Raw genomic sequence first — 26867 nt, forward strand, 5'->3', positions numbered from 1 at the left:
GATTTCTAACCTCCGACTTCCGACTTCTGATTTCTGATTTCTGACCTCAGACATCTGACCTCTCAACTCACCTTGGTACATCAAGGCTATGTATTATTTGATTGATCACTTCATCCTCTGTCACACCTTCCATTTCTTTGTCAGGCGCTAAAATTATTCTATGCCTGAGAACAGGTGGCACCATTTCCAGGATATCTTCCGGCATGACAAAGTCGCGGCCCTGCATAGCAGCAATCGCTTTGGATGCGTTCATCACAGCCAGCGATGCCCGGGGGGATGCTCCCAGGTAGATGGATTTATGGTTTCTTGTCTGATGAATCAGCCTCGCAATAAATTGCAATAACTTTTCTTCAATCAGGATATTTTTTATTTGCTGTCGCAAATCATTAATTGTATCGCCATTCAATACAGGCTTTACAATTTCACTTACTGTGGCATTTCCCATATGATGAAACTGTGAGAGAATAGTCATCTCTTCCGATTCTGTGGGATAGGGAACTATAATCTTAAACAAAAACCTGTCGAGTTGCGCTTCCGGCAGGCGATAGGTGCCTTCCTGCTCTACCGGGTTTTGTGTTGCCATCACAATAAATGGTGCAGGCATAGGATAGGTTTTACCATCAACCGAAGCCTGCCTTTCTTCCATCACTTCCAGCAGGGCCGACTGCGTCTTGGCCGGCGCCCTGTTAATTTCATCTACCAATACAATATTGCTAAAGATGGGACCTTTTTTAAATTCAAATATTCCCTCTTTCGGGTTAAAAACCGGCGTGCCCAATACATCTGAAGGCATCAGGTCTGGTGTAAACTGTATACGTGAAAATCCGGCGTTGATACTTTGGGCCACTAATTTTGCCGTTAAGGTTTTAGCCACTCCGGGCACTCCTTCTATCAGCACATGCCCGTCAGCCAATAAAGCAGCCAGGATCAGCTTCACCATTTCATCCTGTCCAACGATCACTTTTTTTATCTCGTCCCTGATTGTTTGTACAGATTCATTTAATGCAGTAAGATCAGTTCTTGCCTGAAATAATTGTTCTTCCATGCTAAGCTTTTTTATAAAACGATTCTAATTGTTTATGAAATGATGCCAGTTCTTTGTCGCTAACCAAAACGGTATGATCCAAACCCCTGATAAATTGTACAATGCTGTTAATGTCACTTTCTCCAACACCGGTTTTTGCATGCAAGGTTTTAACAAATTCATCATCCAGTTCCGAGGTATTCAGTTTATACCGGCTGCGGATATGCTCCAGGAAATAAGCTGCCATTTTTTTACAAAGATTTTTATGATCCCCTTTATCGTGATACATCCGGCCGATTGTCTTTACAAACTCCAATGAGTCATTTACCGGCGTTTTGACGACAGGAATATATCGTTGTTTCCGGCGCATCTCCAGTAACACATATACTAATAGCGCAATGAGACCAGTAAGCAGTGCCCAGCGTAGTTCTTTATGCTGCAGAAACACACTTAACCAATTAGGTTTCTTTTCTCTCCCCTGCCTTTTATTAATATAGTATTCATCCCATACAATTTTTTCGGTCGCAGGGGAAATAACGGAAAGAGCCTGCTCATAATAAGTAATATTATTTTTATGCAGCAGGAAATAATTGGTAAATGCCGTGGGTGCCAGGTGCATATACAGGTTTCCCTTTCCGGCTTTCAAATGGATAAAATTGGGCTTATTGTTTTTGTCGTTGCCTAATACGGTCGCTGTCGTCGAATCTACTTTATAGAAATAGAAATCATACCGCTTCCCGGGATAAGTGTAAGCAGGATGTGAAGGGAAAGGCGGCTTACTTAATGAAACAGATAGAAGATCCGAACCTTCGGAATGATCAAAATAATAAATAAGCCCATCAGCTGCATTGATATCACATTTCAGCATTTGTGTTACCTCATAAGACGCCTTCATCGTACTGACGAAAACATCATTGCCGCTTTCCATAAAACTTACGAGCTTTTTCATTTCACTCTCATCGGCATTAAAAAAGGGAGTAACGATTACCAGTGCCTGTCGTTCGTCATACATCGACAATGAATCCCAGTATCCCGGTTCCTGCTTATTGGTTATAACCGATGCCGTGGGAAAAATATGCTTTAAACTTTCGTAAGCCACAAATGTACCATAGGGGATTTTGTCCCGCTTACGAAATGTGACCCTGTCATCAAATCGCTGCACGGTTCCGCTATTGCCGGTGAAAAGCAAAAAAAGAATAGCTAATACAACCAGGCCAATGAGAATATGTGGTAAAAACTTTTTCAAGCGATTGCCAGGTTTCTATATTCAAATTTTTCGAACTCTTTTTTTACCAGGTCAAATTTTTCCCTGCCAATATCAAAATGGCCATACCAACTATATTCATAATTGCGGGCCAACCACGCAAATCCTTCATATAAATTAGTAGAGCGCAATTGCCGGAGATAATCCATATTGGTACTATCCGGCTTGTATTCAATAATATTCCGATCAGAAAGATTACGTAACAACTGCAGAAATAGTAGCCGGACAGCCAGGCGATAATCTGCACTGTTGATGGCTGCCCCGATTTCTTTTTGATAGTCGATCGAAAAAATATCGGCATCCTCCATTTCTTCTTCATTTGCAGCGACAACAGAGCTACGCCTGAACAAACTTATATTGCTGTTGGCGAGATACATAAAAAGAAAAACAACAAAACCCGTAATAATGACGATCCATAAAATAGTTTGAAATAAGGGTTGCCTGGTAAAAGGCTGTTCTTGCTTTGTTTGCTTTTTTTTAAACACTTCGTTGGCATACCAAAATGCTTTATCCTTTCGCAGCTCATTCAAAGCCGTATCAGGAATGTGTCGCTGTAATTCAAGGCTATCACCAAATCCACCTGTAAATTCTTTTCGAAGGAAATATTCCTGTTGATCTTTTAAAACTTCATTGCTAACTATATCACTGTCCTCCTCTTCAACTGTATCAGCAACTGTATCTTTAGCAATGACTGTATCAAGCTCGTACCTCAATTTCACCATTGTATCTGTCCTAACACCATCCTGTGCCCTTGCGAAAAATGTAAGGGGGAGTATAAGGCATAAAAAGCATAGTCTTTTTGCCTTTACAATATGATATTTCCAAAACCTTTCCGTCACTTAAACTTCCTCCTCGTTAAGTTGAGCCACCATTTTGCGACCCAGTTGGATGGGATAGACAACAAAATACCAGATAACAAATACGACAGACAATGCGGTAACAATAGTTGTGAGACCCGAAATATCATTATAAAGTCTTGTAATAGTCCCCTCGAAAAATGCAGCCAGGCCAAAAACGGGCATTAAACCAATCATGATCTTTACACCATCTTTCGCTCCGCGTTTAAACGCATCCAACCGCTTAATGGTGCCCGGAAATAAAAAACTTTTTCCCAATATCAACCCTGCTGCGCCTGATACGATAATGGCTGTCAATTCAAGCGTTCCATGAACAAATACAACAAGAAAAAACTGGATACCTAATCCTTTGGCGGCAAAAAACTGGTCGAAGATACCAACCATGGCAGCGTTCTGCGCCAGGAAATTGAGTGTGGGAATGCCGGCGAATATCCCGGAGGCAAACATCAGCAATGACACACGGATGTTGTGTATCATCAGATGCAACCAGCTTAATATGGGATTACCCGATTCGTAAATGCCAAATGGATTTCCTTTCTCGATGTTTTCCAGCGTTTCGTCCACATAACTATCGCCAAAAAAACTACGGGCAACTCCTTCATCTTCCCGTGATACAAAAAAACCGATGCTGAAAAAAATTAAGAACAATACAAAAGAGAACAGTACCACTTTATGATGTTTGCGGATAGTGAGTGGCAAATCATATTTCCAGAAGGTAACCAGGCGGCTTGATTCCTCTTTTCTGTTTTTATAAATGCTGAGATAAATCCTGGACGCTTCACTATTGATGTACCGGGTCACTTTGCTGGACGGGTAGAAAGTTTTGGCATAAGCAAGATCATCGACCAGTTGGGTAAATTCCTTCGCCATCTCGTCGGCGTCTTCGGCGGGCATCTGCTGGTTTTTCAGCCACCGGTCACGGTTCTTCTTTATGAAAAGCGCTTCTCTCAATTCCTTTATTTGCTTTGTAAAATACTGCTTTTTAAATAAGATAGAACCACGATTTATTAGATTTTAATGGGGTTGATCGGAAAAGCAGGGAATACATCGGATAAACCGCAGTGTTTGATATACGGGAAAATTTACATCCCCATGAATGCATAAAATTCCTCATGCAAAAAATTGGAATATTTTAACCGAAAGAAGTTAATTTAACGGCTCAATAAATTGCCGGCAAAATGGCCGTAATAAAAGTTCCGACCTCTTTCAACATTGATGTGGAATTTGAAATTCCTGAGTTTTACAGGAGGCTGGTTGCTTTATTGATCGATATCCTGGTACAATATTTTTACCTGAAGATCGCTATTGAAATTTTCAGATCAATTGCCATGGGTAGAAATTTCATGGACAATGACATGGGCTATAATCTACAAGCCATTGGACTGATACTCTTTTTACCCTTACTTATTTACCACGTAGTACTGGAAATAACGATGAATGGCCAGAGTGTTGGAAAAAAAATTATGAACCTACGGGTTGTTAATGAAAATGGCGGTCGTGCCAGCATCAGTCAATTTTTAATCCGGTGGCTGCTGCGTGATATTTGGTTTTTATTTTTATTGGGAATTGGCCTGCAGGGAGCCGGCCGAAGTGCAGAATCGGTCTTTATCATTCTAGCGGTGCTGGCCTATTTTATTGTAGAAGTGGCGCTCGTTATTTCTTCTAAAAAAGGACAGCGGATCGGCGATATATTGGCGAAAACAATTCTGATACGAACAAATCGCCAATCGAGCATTGAAGAAACCGTATTCCAGGAAGTGGCCGACACTTATACTCCCTCTTTTCCTCAAATCATGCGGTTGAGTGACAGAGATATCAACGCCATAAAAACGATTTTAGAAACATCCCGCAAAAAGGGAGATATGGATATGGCCGCCGCAGCCAGTGAAAAAATAAAGGCGCACCTGAAAATCGATTCTCAACTATCGCCTTTTGAATTCTTAGATATTTTATTGAAAGATTATAACTATCTCTCCATTAAATAATATTGAAATTATTTAAACCCACCTACTGCAAAAATACCAGCCGTAAAAATTACTGCTACAAAAATAATAATGAACAATACAGCCATAATTATGAAATAGGACTTTAGGCTACCAAAACTCTTACTCAACCTATTTTGATCCAGGCCATCCATTCCCGCCTTAGCCTGGGTTGCAAAACGGAAAAGAAAAAAATTTATCGTTAATCCTAATGCAATTGAAATAATAGCGGAAGCCGTGTCAGAAGAAGACAGCGACACATAGTCGCCAAAGCCCTCATCCTTTGGCAAAGCAGGTTTTGACGTAAAAAAAACTTGAATAATACTGACAATATAGCCGATTACACTCACCGCCACGATAACCATCGACCAACTCGTAATAGATCGCAGATGTTGTTTAGCTGTTTGGTCAAAGGTGATCTCATTAAAAAGGTGCGTTTGGTTTTCTTGCTGCATAAATTATGAATTAATGAAAGCTAATAAAGAAAATAAGAGACCGAGGATGCCCAATACACCATACATAATAAAATAATTCTTCAAACTCGATAACCCGCTATTAAAAAGAGTCTGGTCGTTATGGAGAATGCCCTGGCGAATGCGATTGGCGCCTTTAAGCAGAAAATTCAGCAACATCCCAAAAACAAGCGCTACAATTAAGAAGCCAACGACAAGAGATATAATAAATATCGATGACTCACTTCCTTTCAATTCTTCAAGAGAAAGGAACTGCTCCGCAATCTTGTTCCGCAATAACACTAATACCAGGAACAAAACTCCAATGCAGATAAGCCCTATTACAGCCAGCAACTTAGCCCAACGAGATGTTTCAACCAGGTTGTCAGACGCCTGCTTATCCACCTGTAGTTCCAGCAAAGATTGATTTTCCTCCATATTATTTTCTATTTTATGTTAATATGCTCTTGCAAACAAAACCCGCTGTGTCGATGGTTTACCTGTGAAAATACATTTACCATTTTCCAATTGGTTATTCAACGGAATGCAACGAATCGTAGCTTTTGTTTTTTCTTTAATGGCTTCTTCAGTTTCAGCAGTTCCATCCCAATGCGCCGAAATAAACCCGGTCTTTTCGTCCAGCAATTTTTCAAATTCTTCCCAGCTATCGGCAGGCGTAATATGTTCCTGCTGATAAGTCTTCGCCTTTTTAAACATTGCATGCTGAATCTCCAGCAACAGGCCGTCAATGTATTGCGCAATACCGTCCAGGCCAACAGTTTTCTTCTCTTTGGTATCACGACGGGCCACTTCCACAACATTTTTCTCCAGGTCTCTTGCTCCTAGTGCAATACGAACAGGCACTCCTGTCTTTTCATATTCTGCAAACTTCCACCCGGGTCTGTTATTGTCATTGTCATCATACTTCACTCGTACACCCAGCTTTTTCAGGTTAGCCATTATTTCGTTTGCCTTTTCATTGATCAGGGCTTTTTGTTCATCGCCTTTATAAATTGGAACGATCACCACCTGCAAAGGCGCAATCCTGGGCGGCAGGATTAAACCATCATCATCACTGTGTGCCATCACCAATGCCCCCACCAATCTCGTACTTACGCCCCAGCTGGTAGCCCAAACATGCTCCAACTTATTTTCTTTGTTGGAAAAAGTAACATCAAAGGCTTTGGCAAAATTCTGCCCCAGGAAATGGGAGGTTCCAGCCTGTAAAGCTTTTCCATCCTGCATCAATGCCTCAATACAGTAAGTGTCTTCCGCACCGGCAAAACGTTCACTCTCGGTTTTTACACCACGAATGACGGGCAATGCCATAAACTCTTCCGCAAATGTGGCATATACTTCCAGCATCTTTTTTGTTTCCTCAATAGCTTCTTCTTTGGTAGCATGTGCCGTATGTCCTTCCTGCCATAAAAACTCGGCTGTCCGTAAAAACAAGCGGGTACGCATTTCCCAACGTACTACATTAGCCCACTGATTAATAAGCAAGGGAAGATCACGATAAGATTGTATCCAGTCTTTGTATGTGTTCCAGATAATAGTCTCACTGGTCGGACGAATGATTAATTCCTCCTCCAGCTTTGCTTCAGGATCCACCACTACACCCCCACCGTTTGGATCATTTTTTAACCGGTAATGCGTAACCACCGCACACTCCTTTGCAAAGCCTTCGACATGAGCTGCCTCCTTACTTAAAAAACTTTTTGGAATGAACAGCGGAAAATAAGCGTTCACATGACCGGTGTCCTTAAACATTTTGTCCAAAGCGTCCCGCATATTTTCCCAAAGTGTAAATCCATAGGGCTTTATCACCATGCAGCCGCGTACCGCTGAGTAATCAGCCAGGCCGCCTTTAATTACCAAATCATTATACCATTGCGAATAATCCTGTTCTCTTGACGTGATTTCTTTACTCATAAAATTTATCGTTTCTCTTTCGCTTTACAATCCTTTTTATTCTTAAAATGAATTTAATATTCAATTCTATTTCCGGGCTATCCTATCAATCCCACAAATCCAACTAATCCCGGCTCAGACATTTACGTTTATCTTAACAGCTATGCCTGCAATAATGTCAATGCAATGATTGTAACTTTGGCAAACAGTTGTTTGAAAAATCAAAGTCGCACAAAAGTAGTAACTTCAACCTTAAACTAATAAAACCGTTTGCCATGAAATTGTCCGTTCTTCTTGTGGCACTAACAGCAGTTGTTTTCAGCAGTTGCACCACCGCTTATAAAACCGGCCAAACGCCGGACGATGTTTATTATTCCCCCGGCAAACCTCAGGATGAATACGTTCGTGTTGAAAAACAGGACGACAAGTATTATCGTGGCTCAGACGATTATTACGAAGACAGGTTTTTGCGAATGAGATTGCAGAATCGTTATCGCTGGTCGGCTTTGGATGACTATTATTTTTACAACACTTACGCTTATAACCCTTACGGATATTATCACAGTTGGAACAATCCATGGAATAGTTACTATACCTGGAATAATTTCTACAACCCGTATTATGGCGGTATTCCCTACTATCCTGGTGTGATCATTATTAAAAATCCGACAAGATATAATCCACCAAGCCGTCCGTTGGCATTTAACCCGGCCAGTTACAATACCGGCAGCAGCCTTAATCGACCTGCAGGAAGCCGCGGCTTGAGTAATAGCTATAATAACAACAATAGTAACCGGTATAACAACAGCAATAGCAACAGGAGATCATCTTTAGGCCAATCGGTGCAAAAAGTATTTTCCAATTCTAATAATAACAACACTAATAACAATAGCTATAACCCCAGCAGCAATTCAACTCCTTCCCGAAGCTATACTCCTTCATCCAGCAGCAGTTCTTCTTCCTCATCAAGGAGCAGCAGCAGTAGTAGTAGCAGCAGTAGCAGTGGAAGCGGATCGAGCAGGCCACCCAGATAATGGCGGCTTTTATAAACTATTTTACCGGGAGGAATGTATTTGAGTAGTACACTTGAGTGTTTCCTCCCTTTTTATATCTAACCGGTAGTTGTAAAACCACAGTGTGAAATGAGCCATGAAAAATATTCATCGGGTAAACGGTTAAATGAATATTCTTCTTTTGCAAGTTCTACCTGGCCATCAATAAAATATAGACACATGAAAAGAAATTTAATAACAGGAGCATTGGTGATACTTTCCTCCACCCTATTTGCACAGGTACCTGAAGATGTATTAAAATACTCCTGGCAGCCAACGAACGGAACGGCAAGGATCAATGCCGTTGGTGGGGCAATGGGATCATTGGGTGGTGATATCTCGGCAAACCTTGTCAACCCCGCCGGGCTTGGTTTTTTTAAAACAAGGGAAATTGTTCTTTCGCCCGGTTATTCTTTTTTGACCAACAAAAGCAACTTCCGCGGCACCAGTAGCAAAGAAAAGGACAAGTATTTTAACCTGGGCACTACCGGTTTCGTAACAGGCTGGGCCGGAAGGGGTAAATGGAAAAGCCAGGCCTTTAGTATAGGAATCACAAGAACAGCCAATTTCTCTAATACGATTTATTATACCGGCAAGAATGACTTCAGCTCACAGGCCGAGCAATATGCAGCAGAAGTTGCATCAAGCGGTATTGTCATTGGCTTCATACCTGACAACCGCAGCGTTTCTTTTGGCAGTCGGATGGCCACTTATAACTACCTTATTGATACAACGACCCTCGCCGGCAACTCCACCCCCGATGTGATTAGTATGGCTATGTGGGGTCAATTAAAAGAGGGTGGCGATTTTTTAGTGGATCAATCACAGCTGATCGAAACAAGTGGCGGTGTTACTGATATTGCTTTTGGCTATGCAGCCAACATGGACGACAAACTCTATATCGGTGGCTCATTGAGCCTTTCGGTTGTAAAATATAAAAGGGAAACGACTTTCCGGGAACAGGATGCTACCGGCAATACAGATAATAACTTCAATTATTCAGAACTCAGTGAGACCTACAAAACAAAAGGTGTAGGTGGAACAATTAGATTAGGAGTGATTGCTAAGCCGACGGAATTTGTACGATTGGGGTTTGCCGTTCACTCCCCCACTTTCTATAGCTTAGAGGATACGTATCATGGTAAAATGATTACCGACCTGGATAAATACCGGACTACACCCGGCGCCTATACAATCGAGTCGAATCGATTACCAGGGGAAGACGCGGACCCGGTTTACAAATATGAATTAAATTCTCCCTGGAAATTTTTGGTAAGCGGCTCTTATGTCTTGCGTGAAGTAGAAGATGTGCGTGAACAAAAAGGTTTTATTACCGCCGATGTGGAATACGTAACACATGGTGCTAACCGTTTTTGGCAAGCGAGCTCCTACGGTACTGATAGTGAAGAAGCTTATTATAAAGATGTGAATGAAGTAATCAAAGATTATTATAAAGGGGCGTTCAACTTTAGAGTAGGTGGTGAATTAAAGTTCACAACTATCATGACCCGCCTTGGATTTGCTTATTACGGGTCCCCTTATTCTGATAAGGAATTAAAGGCCAACCGCATGTTTGTGAGTGGTGGCCTGGGCTATCGTAATGCCGGTATCTTTATTGATCTTACCTATCAACACGCTTTGCAAAAAGATGTGAACTTCCCTTATCGTCTTTCTGATAAAGCCAATACGTTTGCCGCCGTCAAAGGGAATGGAAGCAATGTGATGCTGACCTTTGGGTTTAAGATATAGTCAAAACCACGACCTGCCTGTCGGCAGCTAATCGTTACCCAAATCTCTCCCTTAGGTTTTTGCTTTAATAGACCGGTATAGGGAATATTCCAGCGCCTTGTTTTTCGCCGATTTATTGGTCACCTAATTTCAAAAGACTGCAAGCGAAAAACACAGCCGCCTCCAGCGGCTACTTATAGCACGCAGCGGAGTCTTGTTTCTGTAGGTTTTTCAAATTTCATGTTGTTCTCATCGGCCAATTCTGCAGCGGAAATTTTGACATAAGGAAATGTACCGCATACCTGCCTGACGGCAGACAGGGAATTGGCCTTGAATTTTCTTTGTTACTTTCTTTTTTTTAAGAAAAAGAAAGTAAACGGAGTCTGCTTATCCGAAAGAAATAATCGAGAAACAGATACATGATTAAACTATAATGTAATAAGCATGGACAAAAATTTGGGTAAGGATAAGCTGTCGGCAGACAGGTTTTTAGGATTTTAAAAGATTGTAAGGAAATAGAAAATATGTTATGAAGCGAAAGACATTTAGAGCTTTCGCTTTTTTATAAGCGGTTTAATTATCAATCATCATCTCCACCGCTACCTCTTTCATTTCTTCCCGACAATGAAAAGTCAGCCTTCCCAAATTTGTAACTAAACGTCACCCGGAAATTTCGCACATTCCAACGGCGGTAAGAATCCTGGTAAAAGGTTTCCGTATCATAAATGATGCCCCATCGTTGTGTATTGAAAATGTCATTGATGCCAAACGTGATGGTGGCTTTATTATTTTTTAAAAAATCCTTCCGCATGGCAAAGTCTACTCCATACTCCGGTTTTCTTCTGCCCTGTGGTATTACTTCGGCTGACTCATATTCTCCCATCAACTGGAATCCGAGATTATTGAAGACAGATTTAGTATTCGTTTCAATTTTATAATCGGTTGTAAGTTGAGCTTCCCAGCTAAAGCCATTATTGCTCAGGTCGGGTCCTTTTACATTTGCCCTTACTGTACGATATTGTAAATCGAAGGAAGGCGTTATTGTAAAATTTTTACCTTGTTTGTGTTGCAATACAAACTCAGCGCCATAGCGGTTGGTAGTGCCTGCATTGATAAAGGTGTTTAATATCGCATTGGGATCTATCCCTGCCTTTTGCAATTGCTCATATTGCGCCGCAGTAATGGTATCACTGTACTGCGTAATATCATCAGGATTATTTCTAAAATAAACAGATGCCAGGAAATTTCCATTCTTATAGTCCTTGCTATAATTGAATTCAAAGGAATTAATAAACTCGGGTCGCAACTGTGGATTACCTTGTCGCAGGTTAACGGGGTCATTAATATCGATAAAGGGATTAATCTGCCAAAAATTTGGCCGCCTGATACGTCTTGAGTAATTGAATTGCAGCTGATCGTTTTCACCTATCTGCTTCGTCAAAAACATACTCGGAAAGATGGCGTCCCAGATATTTTTTATATCAGCAGGATATTCGTAGCCGAATTTGAAAGCACTATCTATTAAGGTGCCGGTGAATGTAGAAACCTCCGCCCTGAAGCCAAACTGGTAAGAGAAAGTCTTTTTCTTCCCCGAATAAGTAGCATATAAAGCATTGACTGTTTCCCTGTACTTATAGTTATTGCTCAAAGGAAGTTTGGTTTCAAGACCATTATCAACAGCAAAAGCATTATAAAAACTGCGTGACTCATTTTGGAAATTGCGAACACCTGTTTCCAATTTTGTTTCTTCATTAAAAGGATGAATATAATCTGCCTGGAAAGTGAACTGCTCATTTCGTCCGCTACCTTCATTGCGAACTTTTGATGCCGGCTTATAAGTGCTGCCATCCGGATTTAAAAAGATGTTATCGATATCCGAGTTCTCGGTATTTTTTCTATAGTTGTAGGTGATGTCCGCTGTCAATTCCCGGCTTGCCTGCGGAAAACTGTGCTTATAGCCTAATCTTGTGCTGCGCCGCCTGAAGGTTGATCTCCCATTGGCAAAACGATTTCCAAAGTATTGCATGGTTTCGTTCTGATCAAGGTACTGTTGTTCCTGCTCTTCCCTGTTCCTGAAGCGTCCTTTTCCGAAATCCTGCGTCACGGACAAAGTGTTCCGGTTATCAATGAAATAATCAGCGCCAAAACGAAGTGATTGAAACCGGCGCAGGCGATTATTGGTAGTAACCTGGTTAAAATAATCCTGGATGACGCCACCCGTTTTGTTCTGCCGCTTTGTTTCTCCTCTTGCTTTTCCGCCCGACTGATTATAACCGCCGATAGCAAAAAAATTAAACTTGCCCTGGCGCAGGTTTAAATTAAGATTACTATTAAGAATTTTTGGTGTACCCACTGATGCGGAAACGATACCATTCAAACCGATTCGTTTATTTTTTTTCAACACTATATTGATGATGCCACCTGAACTGGCGGCATCAAACTTTGCGGAAGGGTTAGTCACCAATTCTACTTTTTCAATATTGTCGGCGGGTATCTGGTCAAGCGTTAAGATAGTGGGTCGTCCATCAACAAATATTTGCGGTGAGCTATTACGCAATTGCACATTCCCGTCGATATCTACTTTTAATGAAGGAATATTTTTCATCACGTCGATCGCCGTACCACCAGTAGCTATAAGGCTTTTCGCCACATTGTACACTTTGCGGTCCACCGCCAATTCCATTACAGGTTTGTTCGACACAATAGTCACGCCATCCAATACCTGGATATTAGGTTCCATTGCAATGTTGCCGAGGTCCCTTTCGGGATTTCCCCTTTCCTGTCGCACTGAGTTACCCTCAATTGCTTGTTCATAAGGCTCAAACCCTATCGCCGAAATAACAATTTTAAGATCTTGATTAGGCGGAATATCCAACAGCTCAAAATCACCATTTGGTTTACTTAGCATACCGGCGATTATACTGTCTTTATCTGCGATGAAAAGTTGTACCGAGGCGGCGCTGATCGGCTTACCGGTGTTCTTATCGATTAATTTTCCATAGAGCCTGCTAATATTTATTTTGATGGCGGATGATTCTGTACCGGGCTGCTGTTCCCTGTCTATCTGAGCCTGTATGGTTAAAGAAAAAAAATGAAAGACTAATAAAGTAGAAAAAAATTTCATGCTGCACAATTGTAATAAAACGTTTTGTCTCCTTAAGCGGCTAATTCAGCATTTAATCAGGAGGACAAAGGTAACCATTTAAGGACTGGGACTTTCCCCATCTTCCATAAACATCAGCGCAAACACATTAGAATTCTTAAAGCCTGAGGGCTGATATCATAAAAGGCAGATTAGGCTTCCGCTTTGACCCCGAAGGGTGAAATATCAGCCCTTTCGGGTTTGAGAATGGAAAAGCTATTATTTCTATTATAATTATGTTTGTCGTAACCGTCCTTACTACGTTTGCACCATCATAAAATATAACTGCCGAAGACTTTTAACGGCTTGCCCGGATGATAGTTGCTGCATCAAGGGGTGAATACCATTCTATCGTATGATCTTTTTTAAACCAGGTCATTTGCCGCTTGGCGTATTGGCGGGTATGTATTTTTATTTGTTCTATTGCTTTATTCAATGATAATTTACCATCGAGATAATCAAACAACTCTGCATAGCCCACCGTCTGCAACGCATTCAACTGTTTAAACGGTTGCAATTGTTTTACTTCATCCAACAGACCTGCATCCATCATTTGATCCACTCTTTTATCAATCCGTTGACGAAGTATTTCTTTCGGCAATTCAAGAGCAATTTTTTTTATCGAAAAGTCTCTTATTTGCTTTTTACCTTTCCGGAAATGCAGAATTGATTTACCGGTGGCCTCTATGACTTCCAATGCCCGCATCATCCTTTGAGGATTTTGTATTTCACCCACCTGGTAAAATTCAGGGTCCTTTGATTGTATCTCTTTTTGCAACCACTCAATTCCCGACTGGTCATAATTTACTATAATCTCTTCCCTTATTTGCTTTGGGATGTCGGGAATTTGATCGAGCCCCTCGCAAAATGCTTTTATATACAAACCGGTACCGCCGGTCATCACCACGATATCATGTTGCTGAAACAATTCACCGACTTTTTTCAATGCATACTGTTCGAACGTTGCAGCAGTCACTTCTTCGTGGATACTATGTGATGCGATGAAATGATGTTTTACCTGTTGCAGTTCATCCCGCGACGGCCGGGCAACGCCAATATTCATTTCTTTGAAACATTGCCGGCTATCAGCAGAAACTATTTCTGTCTGGAAATGCTTTGCTACGTCTAAGGCAATAGCGGTTTTTCCGACAGCTGTCGGTCCCGCGATAATAATGACTGTTTTGTCGGGAGATTTCAAAAAAAGTTCAATATTCAATGTTCAATTAGCAATCTCAGTGAACCCGCTAACCCCGGTTGTTGGATATCCTTCGACAAACTCAGGAGCATTGAGTGTTGAGCATTGAACATTATTATTTGCAAAAACTGATAAAAACAAGACTACACTTCTTCGCTTTCTTCTTCTGCTGTACCATCATCCGCTGTTGTTCCAAGATCTTCACCATCTTCATCTTTCTCACCAAACCCATCAACGCCCTGGCTCAGGTCATACTTCTCTTCCACATCGGCAAATTTTTCGCCCAGCAAACCTTTGGTGCCATACTGGCTGGGGGCAATGCCCTCAGCCCTGACGGTGGATGGATAACTAATTTTGGAACTTTCTTCTTTTGATACATTGATCAATTCAACCAGGAAAGTCCAGTTTTTATTAAAATCGTACCAGTAGATAAATTTTTGATTGGGATCTTTTATTTCAGAACCGATTGTCGTGTCGTGCATCAGTAAAGGTTCGGCCCTGTACTCCTTATCATATTTTTCGAGGCTTATTTCACGGCCACGTTGCCAGTGGTCATTGCTCCGGAAAAAAGTAGCCTTATGTTTATTATCAAATTCATATGCTTTCAGGATAGTTTCATGCAAATCAAAAAATGATTGCGTATGCCGGATCGCCACATCACGGTAGATGCTTTCATCTTCCTCGAAATAGATTCTGAATTTCAAAATAGCCATAATGCGAATTTACGATTTCTTTATTTTCAAATCCATTTCCTTTGCTTTTTCAATGAGGTATTCATAAGCAGCCTCATAGCTATTAGGAATTATACCATCCAGAATCGCATCTTTTAATGCATTTTTCAGAACTCCGACCGGTCTTGAAGGAGGCAGATCAAACATTTCCATTATTTCTTCACCACTAATCGGTGGTTGCCAGTTACGCACCTGGTCTTTTTCCTCCACCTCTTTGCAACGTAATCGGACCAGTTGAAAGTTTTCCTGGTAGCGTTTTACTTTTTGTTTATTCTTGGATGTAATGTCCGCATCACAAAGCAGCATCAGTGCATCAAAATCTTCACCGGCATCAAACAACAAACGCCTGATAGCAGAGTCAGTGATATTTTCTTTGGTTAAACTAATAGGCCGCAAATGAAGCTCTACCATTTTTTTGACAAAACGCATTTTTTCGTTTAGCGGAAGCTTTAGCTTGGCAAATATTTTTGGCACCATTCTTCCACCTACTACTTCATGCCCGTGAAAGGTCCAGCCATGACCTTCTTCAAATCGTTTGGTGACGGGCTTTGCTATATCATGCAGGATGGCTGCCCATCGCAACCAAAGATCATTGGTGTTGACCGAAATATTATCAAGCACCTGCAGCGTATGATAAAAATTATCTTTGTGGCCGTGCCCGTCCTTGTATTCCGCTCCTGATAGTTCTACCATTTGTGGAAAGATCAATTTCAATAAACCACTTTTATACAAAAGATCAAAACCAATAGAAGGTTGGGGTGACAATACAATTTTGTTCATCTCATCAGTTATTCTTTCCTGTGAAATGATACTGATCCGGTCAGCATTATCCACAATCCCCCGCCAGGTACCGTTTTCTATTGTAAAATTCAATTGCGATGCAAAACGAATGGCCCGCATCATGCGAAGCGGATCATCACTGAATGTTTGTGCCGGCTCCATCGGCGTTTTGATGATCTTGTTATCCAGGTCAGTTAGTCCATTAAACGGATCAACCAACTTGCCATAATCAGTTTTATTCAGGCTTATTGCCAGTGCGTTGATGGTAAAATCCCTTCGTTTCTGATCGTCCTCCAATGTTCCTGGGGCCACTGTTGGTTTCCGGGAATCGAACCGGTAACTTTCTTTTCTTGCACCGACAAACTCGATATCAAATCCATCTTCCAGCCGGATATGCGCCGTACCAAAATTCTTAAAAAAATTTACCTGGGGAACCGGGTTAAAATGATTCGCCACAGCTTCGGCCAATTCAATCCCATCACCAACACAAACAATATCCGCATCTTTTGTTGGTCGTTCCAAAATTTTATCCCTTACAAATCCCCCAATGAGATAGCACTCTACCTGCATTTGCTCAGCGGCACGGGCAATCTTTTTCAGGATCATTAATTCTCTTTCTGTGCAATTGATTTCCATGAGTGGTGCAAAGATAATTGGAACAAGAGACAAGATACAAGACTACAAGAGGGGACCATTTACTGTCAACTATCACCTGTTAACGAATTACTAGGGCCTGATTACTGAGATAGTTCCATTATTCCATTTAATAACCGATGAAGGATTGGCGATGGTTTGATCATTTTGCCGGTAACTCACTACATAATCAACCATTTTTTTTATTTCGTCATTGATCGCTGCAAAGAATTTTGGTGTCGCATCTCCGGAGATATTAGCAGAAGTTGAAACGATAGGTTTGCGGAAACGTTTGATGAGGTGCCTGCAAAAAGCCTCGTTACAGATGCGAATGCCAATGCTTCCGTCCTTTGCCAATAAATTATCAGCAAGTCCAATGGCATGTTCATAAATTACGGTAGTGGGCTTTTTATTTTTTTGCAAATAATCGAACACCTGCAGGTCCACACTGGCTACATGCTTCAATACTTCTCTTTCATCAGCCACCAGCACAATCATGGCTTTTGAATCCGGCCGCTTTTTTATTTGATAAATTTTCTCCACCGCCGCAGCATTGGTGGCATCACAGCCAATACCCCACACGGTATCCGTCGGATACAAAATCGTTCCGCCGTTTTTCAACACCGTTAAACATTGCTCTATATCTTTTTCGAAATCCAATACTGTAAATTAACTATGATACCCGGTTTACCTGGAGGAAGCCACTAAACTTTTATATACATTCATTACCGATGCGGCATACACATCGGGCGCAAACTTTTTTGTGTGTTCTATCCCTTTCTCCTGCATTTGTTTGACCAGCAGCGGATCGGAATAAATTTGCTTCATTCCTTCTGCAATTTCTTCAGCGCTGTTAGGATCCACATAGTATGCACCCGGTCCTCCTACTTCCGGCAGGCAGGAAACATTGGAAGTAATAACCGGTAAACGGCTCCACAGCGCTTCCAGTACCGGTGCTCCAAACCCTTCAAAAAACGATGGATAAATCATGGCGATTGCCAATTGGTAAATCACCGCCAGGTCAGGTGTGGACAAGAAGGACGGATCGCTTTTCTTATCCTTATTATCTGATAAGAAAATAATCTTCTTTTCGAGATTATGCTGCAAAATAAAATCCTGCACCTGCTGTTTATACTTGCCGCCATCACCGATTACAACCAGAGGAATGTCGAAGTCATTACGCAGCAGGTAAAAGGCTTTACAAACATTCAATAAATTTTTCCTTTCCACGATTGATCCTACTGACAGGAAGAACTGAGGTGGCAGGTCATATTTTTTTGCAACTCGTTGCTTTTCTTCATCGCTGACCATCACACTAAAGACCGGTGAACAACTCTGGTAGCATATTTCAATTTTTTCTTCCGGTATTTTATAAAACTGGATGATGTCCTGTCTTGTCTGGTCACTGATGGCAATAATCTTATCAGCTTGTTCACAGGCATAGCGAAATTTTTTCCGGTAAATCTTTACATCCATCGGGTGGTACTGTTCGGGATTTCTCTCGGGTATCAGGTCATGAATAGTGACGACAGATTTAATACCTGTTTTTCTTATTCCAATGGGTATTTCATGACTCAGGCCATGAAATACATCGATACCCGTTCGCAAAAGGTCCTTCTTTATCCAGGTGCTGCGCCAGGCTGCCCTGATAAACGTGTGAGGAAAACTTGTTGGCAATACCTCATGAATATTACTGTGACCATTGAAGCTGAAACGGTTTGATCTCTTGGGATTAAACAAATAGTACTCATGTTCCGGGTAGTAATCCGCCAGCAATTTTATCAGGGTACGGCTATAATGACCCAATCCTGTTGTATTGTGATAAGCCCTTTTTGCATCAAACCCTATATTCATTCAGTCTGAAATTTTGACGAAGTGCAAATTTGCGAATTAATCCTGTCATCCGCACATTCAGCCGTTCGCAAATGTTCACAACTTGTCCTGCCGAAGGTGGGATTAACTTATTTTCGCAGCAAAATTGAAAAAATAATGAAGGAATTAATACTGGAAGCCTGGAGCAACAGGGAACTTTTGAAAGATAACAAGTACAATGAAGCCGTAAGATCAGTGATAGAAGAAGTGGATAAAGGAAGATTGCGGGTGGCATCACCCGGTGCCGACGGTTGGGTGGTGAACGAATGGGTAAAGCAATCCATATTAATGTATTTTGGCATACAACAAATGCAAACCTGGCAGGTAGAGCCATTTGAATTTTATGATAAAATGTTGTTGAAGAAAAATTACAAAGATTTGGGGGTCCGGGCTGTGCCACATGCTGTCGCCAGGTATGGAGCTTATCTCGCCAAAAATGTAGTGCTGATGCCTTCTTATGTCAATATCGGAGCTTATGTGGACGAAGGAACTATGGTAGACACCTGGGCAACCGTAGGCAGTTGTGCACAGATTGGGAAAGGCGTACACCTGAGTGGTGGTGTTGGTATTGGTGGCGTGTTGGAACCCCTGCAGGCATCGCCGGTTATTATTGAAGATGGCTGTTTTATTGGCAGCCGCTGTATCGTGGTTGAGGGCGTGGTGGTAGAAAAAGAAGCAGTATTAGGCGCCAACGTAGTGTTGACCCAATCCACCAAGATCATTGATGTAAGCGGTGTGGAACCGAAAGAAATGAAGGGCCGCGTCCCTGCCCGCAGCGTGGTGATACCCGGTAGCTATACCAAAAAATTTCCGGCGGGTGAATATGGTGTTGGCTGTGCCCTGATCATCGGCCAGCGCAAGCCCAGCACGGATTTAAAGACCAGCCTGAATGATGCGCTGAGAGATTTTAATGTTTCTGTTTAAGTATATGCCCCGCTGCGGCGGGGCTTTTCATGAAAAAGAATTTAACTAAACCTTCGCTGGCACTTACCGGATTTTTGATCGCATTTATTGGCGCTGTCCTCTTCTCCACCAAAGCGATAATCGTAAAAAAAGCTTTTGCCGATGAGCAGGTGGATGCGCTGACATTGTTGATGATCAGAATGCTTTTTTCTCTTCCTTTTTATATTGGAGCGGCGATTATTATCCGGAAGAAAAACCCGGGTACTAAACTGACAGCAAGACAATGGCTCGTTACCATCGCTTTGGGGCTATTTGGTTATTACCTGAGCAGCTTGTTTGACTTTGTAGGATTGCAATACATTTCGGCCGGCCTGGAAAGGCTGATACTATTTCTTTACCCATCTTTTGCTGTTTTAATTAATGCGTTTGTTTTTAAACAAGCGATCAGGCAAAATGAAATGATAGCGCTACTGCTCACCTACCTGGGCATCGGCCTGGCCTATTATGGCGAACTGGGGCTTGAAACTTCCAATCCCAATTTTCTGTTGGGAACCGTGCTGATTTTTCTTTGCTCCATTACCTATGCTATTTATATCGTTGGCAGTGGCCGCATGGTTCCGGCAATCGGCGCCAACAAATTCACTACCTATGCCCTGCTCTCTTCTACAGCAGGCGTGTTTGTCCATTACCTTGTCCGGGGCGACTATCACGCCTTTGCAGCCAGTGTTGACCTTTGGGGATATGGGATCTTGCTGGCTATTGTGGCCACGGTAATACCTACATTTATGCTGTCTGCTGCTTTAAAGAAGATCGGTTCCAATAAGGTGGCTATCATTTCCAGCATCGGGCCTGTTTCCACGATTTTGCAGGCTCACTACATTTTAGGCGAAGAAATTTTCACCCTGCAGCTGCTGGGAACGGCAATGGTATTAACCGGTGTTTTGTTGCTGGCGTTGAAATCAAAAAATTAGACCGCTGATTTGATTTTTACAACCGGATGATCAATTATATTTGCAGCCCGATTGAAAGGTTCAGAAGTTCAATGGTTCAACAAGTTTAAAAGGTTTATTTTTTGACGATAACCTTTGGAACTTTTAAACTTTTTAGCCTCTGCAACTTTTAAAAGCCCGGGTGGCGAAATTGGTAGACGCACTGTCTTCAGGTGGCAGCGTTCGCAAGGATGTGCTGGTTCGAATCCAGTCCCGGGCACTCGAAAGCTTTGTAAATGATTGATTTACAAAGCTTTTTAATTTTGTCGTGTGTCAGTTTTTCACGCATTTCTACGCTTTCTACCATTTTTTTTGACACAAAAACGACACATTCCCATGACACACGAAATCGTTGTATTCAAACCGGATTCCAACCGAAATTTTCCCGCTGAAAAAAAATTTAGTCCGACACATGAAATCCATCATTTGACACACAAAATGACACACGATTTGACACACGAATTTGCATTAATACCTACCGTTTCTTCACTCCTTCAAAATGACCGCAACTACATTATTCTTTGCTTTGATAAAAAAAAATTTCGACTAATGATTTACCGTTTCTTTTCGCTTTTTCACCCAATCATAAAAAATAACATTGTTGCTCTTTTATCCCGTTATTATGTGCCCGTGATGGCATATTCATTGTGTTCAAATTTCATCACCATTAAATCCGTAGCGCTATGAATTTCGTGAAGAGAACTAATACTAAAGGAGATAAAATATACTTTTATTATGACCTTGGAAGAAAAAAAGGTCAACGCCCAACAACAGGAGTTTTTACCTATACTAAACCAAAAAATCAAATTGAAAAGAACCACAACAAGGAAGCCCTACTGCTTTTAGAAACAAAAAGATCCCACTACATTCTGGAGAACCAGGCACTGGGAAGCGGTTTTATCCCTTCACATAAATTCAAGGCGAATTTTATTGATTATTTTGAAGAATACGTTAAGCTAAATCAGCGGAAGGGTAACCGGCATTTACAAAATGCCTTTAAACATTTTAAGGTATTTGTTAGAAATGATTTTATTTCCCCGTTAGACATCACTGAAAACTTTTGCAAGCGATTCCGTCAATACTTATTGGATAATTTCACCGGTGAAACTCCTGCCGGTTATTATGCCAGATTTAAATGGGTAGTGAATGCTGCGCAGAAGGATGGCTATTTCAGAATTAACCCTACTGAAAAGATATTTTCCAAATGCAAACCAAGTGTAAGACTGAAAGAAAACCTGGAAAGCGAAGAATATATTACGCTGTTAAGTACCCCTTGCCTGAATGAACAAGTAAAAGATGCATTTATCTTTTGTTGCTATACAGGGTTACGATGGGTAGATGTCAAGAAACTCCAATGGAAAGATATAAAGGTAAACATCCTGACAACAAGAATCATCCAGGCGAAGACTGGAAAACCGGTAACCTTGACGTTGCACCCCGTTGCCCAAAAGATATTGGAAACACGAAAGGACAATAGGGGCGAAAACAAGGTATTCTATCTCCCGACGGCAAATGGTGCCAATAAGGTATTGAATCAATGGATGGAAACTGCGAAGATACATAAGCATATTACCTGGTCATGTGCAAGGTTGAGTTTTTCGATATTACTGCAGGATAAGAACGTGGATGATGCAACAGTTGCTTATTTATTGGGCCATTCATCTACTGAGCAGGTAAAGAAAACATATAAAAGGCATCGGCCAAAAGATCAATCAGCTTCTATTAGTTATCTGCCGGCGCCGGAGTTTATACCTGATTTCCTGAACCTGGTAGTGACATAGCTACCGCTATTTTATAGCCATGAAACATTAGACTTTTGTCGCTTGATGCGGGAAAAGTATCAATATCGTGCATTTATTTAACCTGTTTTATTTTTTCTTCTGTTTCAGACGAAACACCCGACATCATTCTATCCAAATCATCCCTTTTGAAATATCCGCTGTTGTTTTTATAAACTCCGGACTCATCACATTTTTTACTAAGCTGTGTTCTTCCCAGGTTGCAATAAATCATAGCTTCCTCCGGTTTTAAATAAGGTTTAAAACAAAGGGCAACAGCTTTCATCACTGATATTTCCTGGCTCTTTAACATATCGGGACACGTTGGCTGGATGAGGTTGAAAAATTAAGTCGGACTGATTTAAATCGATCAGCTTCACCAAGCTTCCTGAATAATGATTATTCGATAGCAAATACCGGATAAGTCAATGCTATTGTAATTGCCCGTTCTTGTGCTGAGAGGTGGAATAGTCGGATAACTTACAAAACGAACTCAATAGGTATGTGATTAAAATAAAATTGTCTTTTTATAAAAGTACCGACTCTTTTATATGGCAACTGTTATCAGTAGATAAGAAAAGAATATGAAGTGATGCAAACTATTCGTCAGTGCGTTCCTGGTGGAATTAAATTTACAACTTGTACGGCAGAATCCTTTTCTATATAGGTGTAACATCCCCAGCCTTTCCATAATCTCCATTTTGTCAGTGACAAAACTCCATTTGCCAGCTAAGAATTCAAATAGAGCTAGTCAAAAGCTCCATGTCAGCCTGTAACGTTGACTGATTGGGCTGATCCCATTTTTAATCAACTGCCCGTGGAACTTATTTTAATTCTACAAGACAACAGAGAGGTACGTTTTGAAAGTATTTTACAATTAAATACTTTGGCTGATCTATCAGGGTTTTTGTCCTAACCACCGAACAACACAAACTGAATACGGTGATTGGAAAGCGCTCCTCCAGTCAATGAAGCCAACCTGCCATCAAACACCTGGTTTAATTGTTGAAAACGTAACTTACGATCAGACCCCGGCATTAGTTTGCAGCACTGCACAAATTTTGCTTGTGCGTCTCCTCTTAACTTTATTTCGTCACCGAACACAACTTTAAATGACCAGTCGTATTTCTTCCAGCGAATATAATTTTCGGCAACTTCCCTGCGAAGTATCAGCTGTTCATAATCATCAAAAGCACACGGTTTGATCTCGACTAGAAAAGCTTGCTTTGAAATTTTGTGCCGGATCAAAAAATCAGGTGTATAACGCAGGATGTTTCGCCTTGTTGGGCGTTCGCCTTTATTCGGCATCATGTTCCCACCACTTGTCGCCATAAGTTTTTTTTAATTGAATTGCTTTCTCTATTCTGATTGCTATTGCCTCAAAGTTATTTGAATTGCAAAATCCTAATAGTTTTTGTCCTTTAGGTGTCGTTGAAAAATGTTCTTCCTCTTTGTGAAGAGTGCCAAAAATGTCAGGAACTGTCTTTTCAAATCTGAAGATGCAAAGGTGCTTGTGCCCGTCATCAACTGAGTTTAAAGGGAACCAAGCCTCATGAATGCTCTGCGTCAATTCATAGTCGACCTCTAAATAAATTTTCGGGTTGTCTAAGTGAAATATAGTGTTAAATTTTTTTGGGATACTAAAGTCAGCATAAGCATAGAGTGTGAAAACGGCAATCTCATTTGCTTGCCTCTTCCAATTAATGTATTTGTAGTAAGCGTCACTCTTTTCTTTGTTTTTGCAACGTTTAACACATTCAGATTTCCAAATTGCAATAGCTTTATCTGAAATATATTCGTCTGCGAATAAAAATCTTTCACTCGGTTTGCATTGTTCTTCTGTACGCATATTCTCTTTAAGGTGACGCACAACCGATTAGGTGTTGCTGTCAGTAGGTGCATTTGAAAAACTGCAGCTTCACTTCCATTTTGTTGATGATTAAAGATAATGAGATGAAAACATATTCGTTAGCACCTATTGCAGCAAAACCCTGTTAGCAGCCGCTTTTATTGTCCAAACGTTTTTGCAATCTCCAAGGCAATTGGTCTGAAATAACTTTTCTCAGTCTTTGGGTACTGCATCACAAAACTCTTCAATGTTAAGTCACCACTTATCGGAACTTCGGATAACTCAGTTTGCATTATAAATTCGGATGTTTCTTTTTCTCCAAGCAATGTAAATTTCGCAGGGTTTCCGTATTCATAGCTTTTAAACGTGTACGAAGACTTGCTAACTTTCGCATCTCTTGTAAGGCTATGTTTGCTGTTAGTCAAACTATCAAAATATTGACTGAAAAAGTTTTTCTCGCTTTCGTCTTTTTGATCCTTACTCTTTCGTATGTCACCTTCCACAAAGAACTTAATTTTTGCAAATCGGTCTTTGGAATAAAGTATCAAACTGTCTACTTGTCCAACTGTATCTTGAACTTCAACAAACGATAGCGGGTAGGACAAACTGTATCCATATGCTACATGCCTCACGTTTTGAAACTTAACAGAAGTATCAAGTGAAAACTCTTTGTCGAAGTCAGGTGGTAAAATTACTTTTTGCTTTTTCTCGGTTTGTCTACAAGAAATACTGATTATAATAATTATCGCAATTAGGAGGGGTCTCATAAAGTGGCTGCTAACGTCAGGGCTTGGCGATGTGGCGATATTCCGTGTTACGTCTGCCCGATCTGTTGCTGAGTAAAGATAACAAAGCTGAGTATATATTCTATAGCTGGGCTTTATTGGTCAGTTGGATATGTCGCTGAGTAGCGATATATCGATGAGTCTTTATGTAAAAGGTTTCGGAGCGGCAGCAGTCCGAAAATCGGCTGCAAGGAAGAATTTTGCTGATTATTAACTCAAAATTTAAAATTATGAAACAGCAAGCTTCAGCCACATCCGAAACCCGAATCAAAGATAAAATGATTATTGATTTTTCAGGTAAACTCGTTTATGTGGGAATAGATGTTCATCAGAAAGATTACCAGGTAGCTAAAGTACATAATGGCATTTGTTTGGGAAATCATCGCATGTCTGCCGATGGTGATTTATTGATTAAACATTTGCATAGTCATTATCCGGGAGCGGAATTTAAATGTGTGTATGAGAGTTGTGCCTGGGGTTTTAATTTGCAGCGCAAGTTAACGACAGCCGGTATGGACTGCATAGTAGTGCATGCCGCTGATGTTTCTACCAGCGATAAAGAGAGAAAAAGGAAAACCGATAAAGTAGATGCGTTAAAACTGGCCCGCACTCTTGCAGCCGGTGAACTCAAGGGAAACTGTCAAGTGTGAAGCGGGTAGTACTCGGTGTTGGTCTAACGCATCATTTGTAATGTAGCTTCGCAATCCTGAAGCAACGATATTATGCCAATCTCACCCATACGTATAGCAATGAAAAACTTGTTATGGCTGTCTATTAAATCCCATTGTAACTGTACGTCTTGAGGCTTTTGAGTCTTGAAGCAATAAATTGAAGCCGGGAAATAATCCTTGAATGTAAGTTTTCCCCGAATTCCTTGGAGATGTGGAAAATGCGAAAAGAATTCTATTATATACTAAGGATTAGTAATAGTCCCTAAAACAGGCTCTTTCCTGTCGGCTTGAACGAATAGTTGACGGTACATTAAACCCAAGTAAATTTTTCCAAGCCAAAAGATAAGTGTCTACTTGTCTAATTTAATGAACTCATCGAAGCTCTTTCCATAAGCATCAAGCAGCCTGTTTTCAAAAGGACTCAAATGATAATTATTGCATTCGAAGCAACAGGGTGGTAAGAAAGCTGTACTGAATAAAAGAACCGTTAGGTAAGGTAATGCCTTTGATTCCAAAGATTAAATTCATGTTTGCGATTTAGAAAATTGAAAAAAGGTTTACATAGAAAGGAAACTGGTAAAGCAACGGCGCCGGCTTCGTCGTTTCGGGACAAAACGTCTTCGCACGGCTGCCGTATGCTAATAGGCCTTAACCACTGTTAAAAGTTCACTTTGCCTAATAAGTTTTATTGGTAAAACCCAAACGTCACCGAGGTTAGGATGTTTTGATGACTCGTGAAACCCACCGCCCCTTTTGTCTTTCCGGCCAACAGTTGTAACTGCTGCAGGTGTCCCTGGATAATATGGCCGTTAAAACCGTTAGAATTTTTTACATGTATCAAAACGATATTGCCATATAACTTAGCTGAAAGTCGAATGCAACTATTCCTGGCATATCGGGCAATAGCACCCAACAAACCTCCTAATACCGATACGGCAACCTGCGAATCCTCGTGAAACTGTAAAGTTTCCGGGATGTCATTAATAAAAAAATTTTGATTACTGACAGCTTCCGGTAAAAAAGAAGTAACTAAACGGTCAGCTACATCGTGGATACAGGTAGAATTTTCCATGGCAATTGTTTTTTAAGGTTTATAAAATGGGGTACGGATTAAAAACCTTTTCATGGATTTGGATTGCTGATTGCCATACAAAGAAAACACAGCTTATCCCCGAAAAAAATAGAACACGGACTCAATTCGGGGTCATTATTTCAATAACCTTCTTGTAGAATTTTGATGACGGAATAGTACTCGCGATTGGGTACTTG

26 protein-coding genes and 1 tRNA gene are annotated in these 26867 nt (G+C 40.9%); 8 read left to right on the forward strand and 19 right to left on the reverse strand.

Annotated elements, in window-relative coordinates:
- Positions 1-67: 67 nt before the first annotated feature.
- The 4 genes from ACFEL9_RS10130 to ACFEL9_RS10145 all read right to left on the reverse strand — a co-directional run bounded on the left by ACFEL9_RS10130 (position 68) and on the right by ACFEL9_RS10145 (position 4096).
- Positions 68-1045 carry an AAA family ATPase gene (locus tag ACFEL9_RS10130; protein WP_385889169.1) on the reverse strand — a complete coding sequence of 326 codons (978 nt, stop codon included), beginning with the start codon at positions 1043-1045 and terminating at the stop codon, positions 68-70.
- Position 1046: 1 nt separating this feature from the next.
- Positions 1047-2270, reverse strand: a complete 1224-nt coding sequence (locus ACFEL9_RS10135) for a DUF4350 domain-containing protein (protein ID WP_385889172.1) — start codon at positions 2268-2270, stop codon at positions 1047-1049.
- A complete protein-coding gene (locus tag ACFEL9_RS10140) occupies positions 2267-3001 on the reverse strand; it encodes a DUF4129 domain-containing protein (protein ID WP_385889175.1) in 735 nt (244 codons plus the stop codon). Before ACFEL9_RS10140 ends, ACFEL9_RS10135 begins: the two co-directional genes overlap by 4 nt.
- Positions 3002-3127: 126 nt before the next feature.
- The gene (locus ACFEL9_RS10145) at positions 3128-4096 is read right to left on the reverse strand and encodes a stage II sporulation protein M (RefSeq protein WP_385889177.1); all 969 of its coding nucleotides are present in this window, start codon (positions 4094-4096) and stop codon (positions 3128-3130) included.
- A 227-nt stretch (positions 4097-4323) separates the two neighbouring features.
- Here ACFEL9_RS10145 and ACFEL9_RS10150 point away from each other — a divergent pair, with 227 nt between their 5' ends.
- The gene (locus ACFEL9_RS10150; protein WP_276503667.1) at positions 4324-5130 is read left to right on the forward strand and encodes an RDD family protein; all 807 of its coding nucleotides are present in this window, start codon (positions 4324-4326) and stop codon (positions 5128-5130) included.
- 8 nt (positions 5131-5138) lie between these two features.
- On the opposite strand, the gene ACFEL9_RS10155 is transcribed toward ACFEL9_RS10150, so the two are convergent.
- Genes ACFEL9_RS10155 through proS form a run of 3 tightly spaced genes read right to left on the reverse strand, consistent with a single transcriptional unit; the run spans position 5139 to position 7511 of the window.
- Positions 5139-5582, reverse strand: a complete 444-nt coding sequence (locus ACFEL9_RS10155; protein WP_385889180.1) for a hypothetical protein — start codon at positions 5580-5582, stop codon at positions 5139-5141.
- A gap of 3 nt (positions 5583-5585) precedes the next feature.
- The gene (locus tag ACFEL9_RS10160; protein WP_385889182.1) at positions 5586-6017 is read right to left on the reverse strand and encodes a hypothetical protein; all 432 of its coding nucleotides are present in this window, start codon (positions 6015-6017) and stop codon (positions 5586-5588) included.
- Positions 6018-6035: 18 nt separating this feature from the next.
- A complete protein-coding gene (proS, locus tag ACFEL9_RS10165; RefSeq protein ID WP_385889185.1) occupies positions 6036-7511 on the reverse strand; it encodes a proline--tRNA ligase in 1476 nt (491 codons plus the stop codon).
- A gap of 254 nt (positions 7512-7765) precedes the next feature.
- Here proS and ACFEL9_RS10170 point away from each other — a divergent pair, with 254 nt between their 5' ends.
- The gene (locus ACFEL9_RS10170; RefSeq protein ID WP_385889187.1) at positions 7766-8524 is read left to right on the forward strand and encodes a hypothetical protein; all 759 of its coding nucleotides are present in this window, start codon (positions 7766-7768) and stop codon (positions 8522-8524) included.
- A 77-nt stretch (positions 8525-8601) separates the two neighbouring features.
- On the opposite strand, the gene ACFEL9_RS10175 is transcribed toward ACFEL9_RS10170, so the two are convergent.
- Complete coding sequence (locus ACFEL9_RS10175) at positions 8602-8724, reverse strand: hypothetical protein (protein WP_385889189.1); 123 nt, start codon at positions 8722-8724, stop codon at positions 8602-8604.
- On the opposite strand from ACFEL9_RS10175, the gene ACFEL9_RS10180 reads away from it, so the two are divergent.
- The gene (locus ACFEL9_RS10180) at positions 8723-10291 is read left to right on the forward strand and encodes an OmpP1/FadL family transporter (protein WP_385889192.1); all 1569 of its coding nucleotides are present in this window, start codon (positions 8723-8725) and stop codon (positions 10289-10291) included. The two genes, ACFEL9_RS10175 and ACFEL9_RS10180, sit on opposite strands and share 2 nt — an antisense overlap.
- Positions 10292-10850: 559 nt before the next feature.
- Here the strand turns inward: ACFEL9_RS10180 and ACFEL9_RS10185 are convergent.
- The 6 genes from ACFEL9_RS10185 to ACFEL9_RS10210 form a co-directional block, all read right to left on the reverse strand.
- Positions 10851-13394 (reverse strand): TonB-dependent receptor, encoded by a 2544-nt coding sequence (locus tag ACFEL9_RS10185; RefSeq protein WP_385889195.1) that lies wholly within the window; start codon positions 13392-13394, stop codon positions 10851-10853.
- Positions 13395-13710: 316 nt separating this feature from the next.
- Complete coding sequence (miaA, locus tag ACFEL9_RS10190; protein WP_385889198.1) at positions 13711-14628, reverse strand: tRNA (adenosine(37)-N6)-dimethylallyltransferase MiaA; 918 nt, start codon at positions 14626-14628, stop codon at positions 13711-13713.
- A gap of 122 nt (positions 14629-14750) precedes the next feature.
- Positions 14751-15320 carry an IS1096 element passenger TnpR family protein gene (locus tag ACFEL9_RS10195; protein ID WP_385889200.1) on the reverse strand — a complete coding sequence of 190 codons (570 nt, stop codon included), beginning with the start codon at positions 15318-15320 and terminating at the stop codon, positions 14751-14753.
- A 9-nt stretch (positions 15321-15329) separates the two neighbouring features.
- On the reverse strand, positions 15330-16754 hold the full coding sequence (locus ACFEL9_RS10200; RefSeq protein ID WP_385889202.1) for a CCA tRNA nucleotidyltransferase: 1425 nt from the start codon (positions 16752-16754) through the stop codon (positions 15330-15332).
- 90 nt (positions 16755-16844) lie between these two features.
- Positions 16845-17411: an L-threonylcarbamoyladenylate synthase gene (locus tag ACFEL9_RS10205; RefSeq protein WP_385889205.1), complete on the reverse strand. Its 567-nt coding sequence runs from the start codon at positions 17409-17411 to the stop codon at positions 16845-16847.
- A gap of 27 nt (positions 17412-17438) precedes the next feature.
- A complete protein-coding gene (locus tag ACFEL9_RS10210; protein WP_385889208.1) occupies positions 17439-18605 on the reverse strand; it encodes a glycosyltransferase family 4 protein in 1167 nt (388 codons plus the stop codon).
- A gap of 135 nt (positions 18606-18740) precedes the next feature.
- On the opposite strand from ACFEL9_RS10210, the gene ACFEL9_RS10215 reads away from it, so the two are divergent.
- From ACFEL9_RS10215 to ACFEL9_RS10230, 4 genes are all read left to right on the forward strand, one after another.
- Positions 18741-19547, forward strand: coding sequence for a 2,3,4,5-tetrahydropyridine-2,6-dicarboxylate N-succinyltransferase (locus ACFEL9_RS10215; RefSeq protein ID WP_385889211.1), 807 nt, complete (start codon positions 18741-18743; stop codon positions 19545-19547).
- 29 nt (positions 19548-19576) lie between these two features.
- A complete protein-coding gene (locus ACFEL9_RS10220) occupies positions 19577-20497 on the forward strand; it encodes a DMT family transporter (RefSeq protein ID WP_385889214.1) in 921 nt (306 codons plus the stop codon).
- A 154-nt stretch (positions 20498-20651) separates the two neighbouring features.
- Positions 20652-20735, forward strand: a tRNA-Leu gene (locus ACFEL9_RS10225).
- Between the two features lie 463 nt (positions 20736-21198).
- On the forward strand, positions 21199-22296 hold the full coding sequence (locus tag ACFEL9_RS10230; protein WP_385889216.1) for a site-specific integrase: 1098 nt from the start codon (positions 21199-21201) through the stop codon (positions 22294-22296).
- A gap of 73 nt (positions 22297-22369) precedes the next feature.
- On the opposite strand, the gene ACFEL9_RS10235 is transcribed toward ACFEL9_RS10230, so the two are convergent.
- The 4 genes from ACFEL9_RS10235 to ACFEL9_RS10250 all read right to left on the reverse strand — a co-directional run bounded on the left by ACFEL9_RS10235 (position 22370) and on the right by ACFEL9_RS10250 (position 24909).
- The gene (locus ACFEL9_RS10235; protein ID WP_385889218.1) at positions 22370-22579 is read right to left on the reverse strand and encodes a hypothetical protein; all 210 of its coding nucleotides are present in this window, start codon (positions 22577-22579) and stop codon (positions 22370-22372) included.
- Between the two features lie 626 nt (positions 22580-23205).
- Positions 23206-23625 (reverse strand): Tn7 transposase TnsA N-terminal domain-containing protein, encoded by a 420-nt coding sequence (locus ACFEL9_RS10240; protein WP_385889221.1) that lies wholly within the window; start codon positions 23623-23625, stop codon positions 23206-23208.
- Complete coding sequence (locus tag ACFEL9_RS10245) at positions 23591-24142, reverse strand: hypothetical protein (protein WP_385889223.1); 552 nt, start codon at positions 24140-24142, stop codon at positions 23591-23593. Before ACFEL9_RS10245 ends, ACFEL9_RS10240 begins: the two co-directional genes overlap by 35 nt.
- Positions 24143-24300: 158 nt before the next feature.
- The gene (locus tag ACFEL9_RS10250; protein ID WP_385889226.1) at positions 24301-24909 is read right to left on the reverse strand and encodes a hypothetical protein; all 609 of its coding nucleotides are present in this window, start codon (positions 24907-24909) and stop codon (positions 24301-24303) included.
- Positions 24910-25157: 248 nt separating this feature from the next.
- On the opposite strand from ACFEL9_RS10250, the gene ACFEL9_RS10255 reads away from it, so the two are divergent.
- Positions 25158-25577, forward strand: coding sequence for a hypothetical protein (locus tag ACFEL9_RS10255; protein ID WP_385889228.1), 420 nt, complete (start codon positions 25158-25160; stop codon positions 25575-25577).
- Between the two features lie 706 nt (positions 25578-26283).
- Here ACFEL9_RS10255 and ACFEL9_RS10260 read toward each other — a convergent pair.
- Positions 26284-26670, reverse strand: a complete 387-nt coding sequence (locus tag ACFEL9_RS10260; RefSeq protein WP_385889231.1) for a hypothetical protein — start codon at positions 26668-26670, stop codon at positions 26284-26286.
- Positions 26671-26867 lie beyond the last annotated feature (197 nt).

The organism is Terrimonas alba (genome assembly GCF_042434975.1).
In the GTDB taxonomy this organism is placed as follows: Bacteria; Bacteroidota; Bacteroidia; order Chitinophagales; family Chitinophagaceae; genus Terrimonas_B; species Terrimonas_B alba.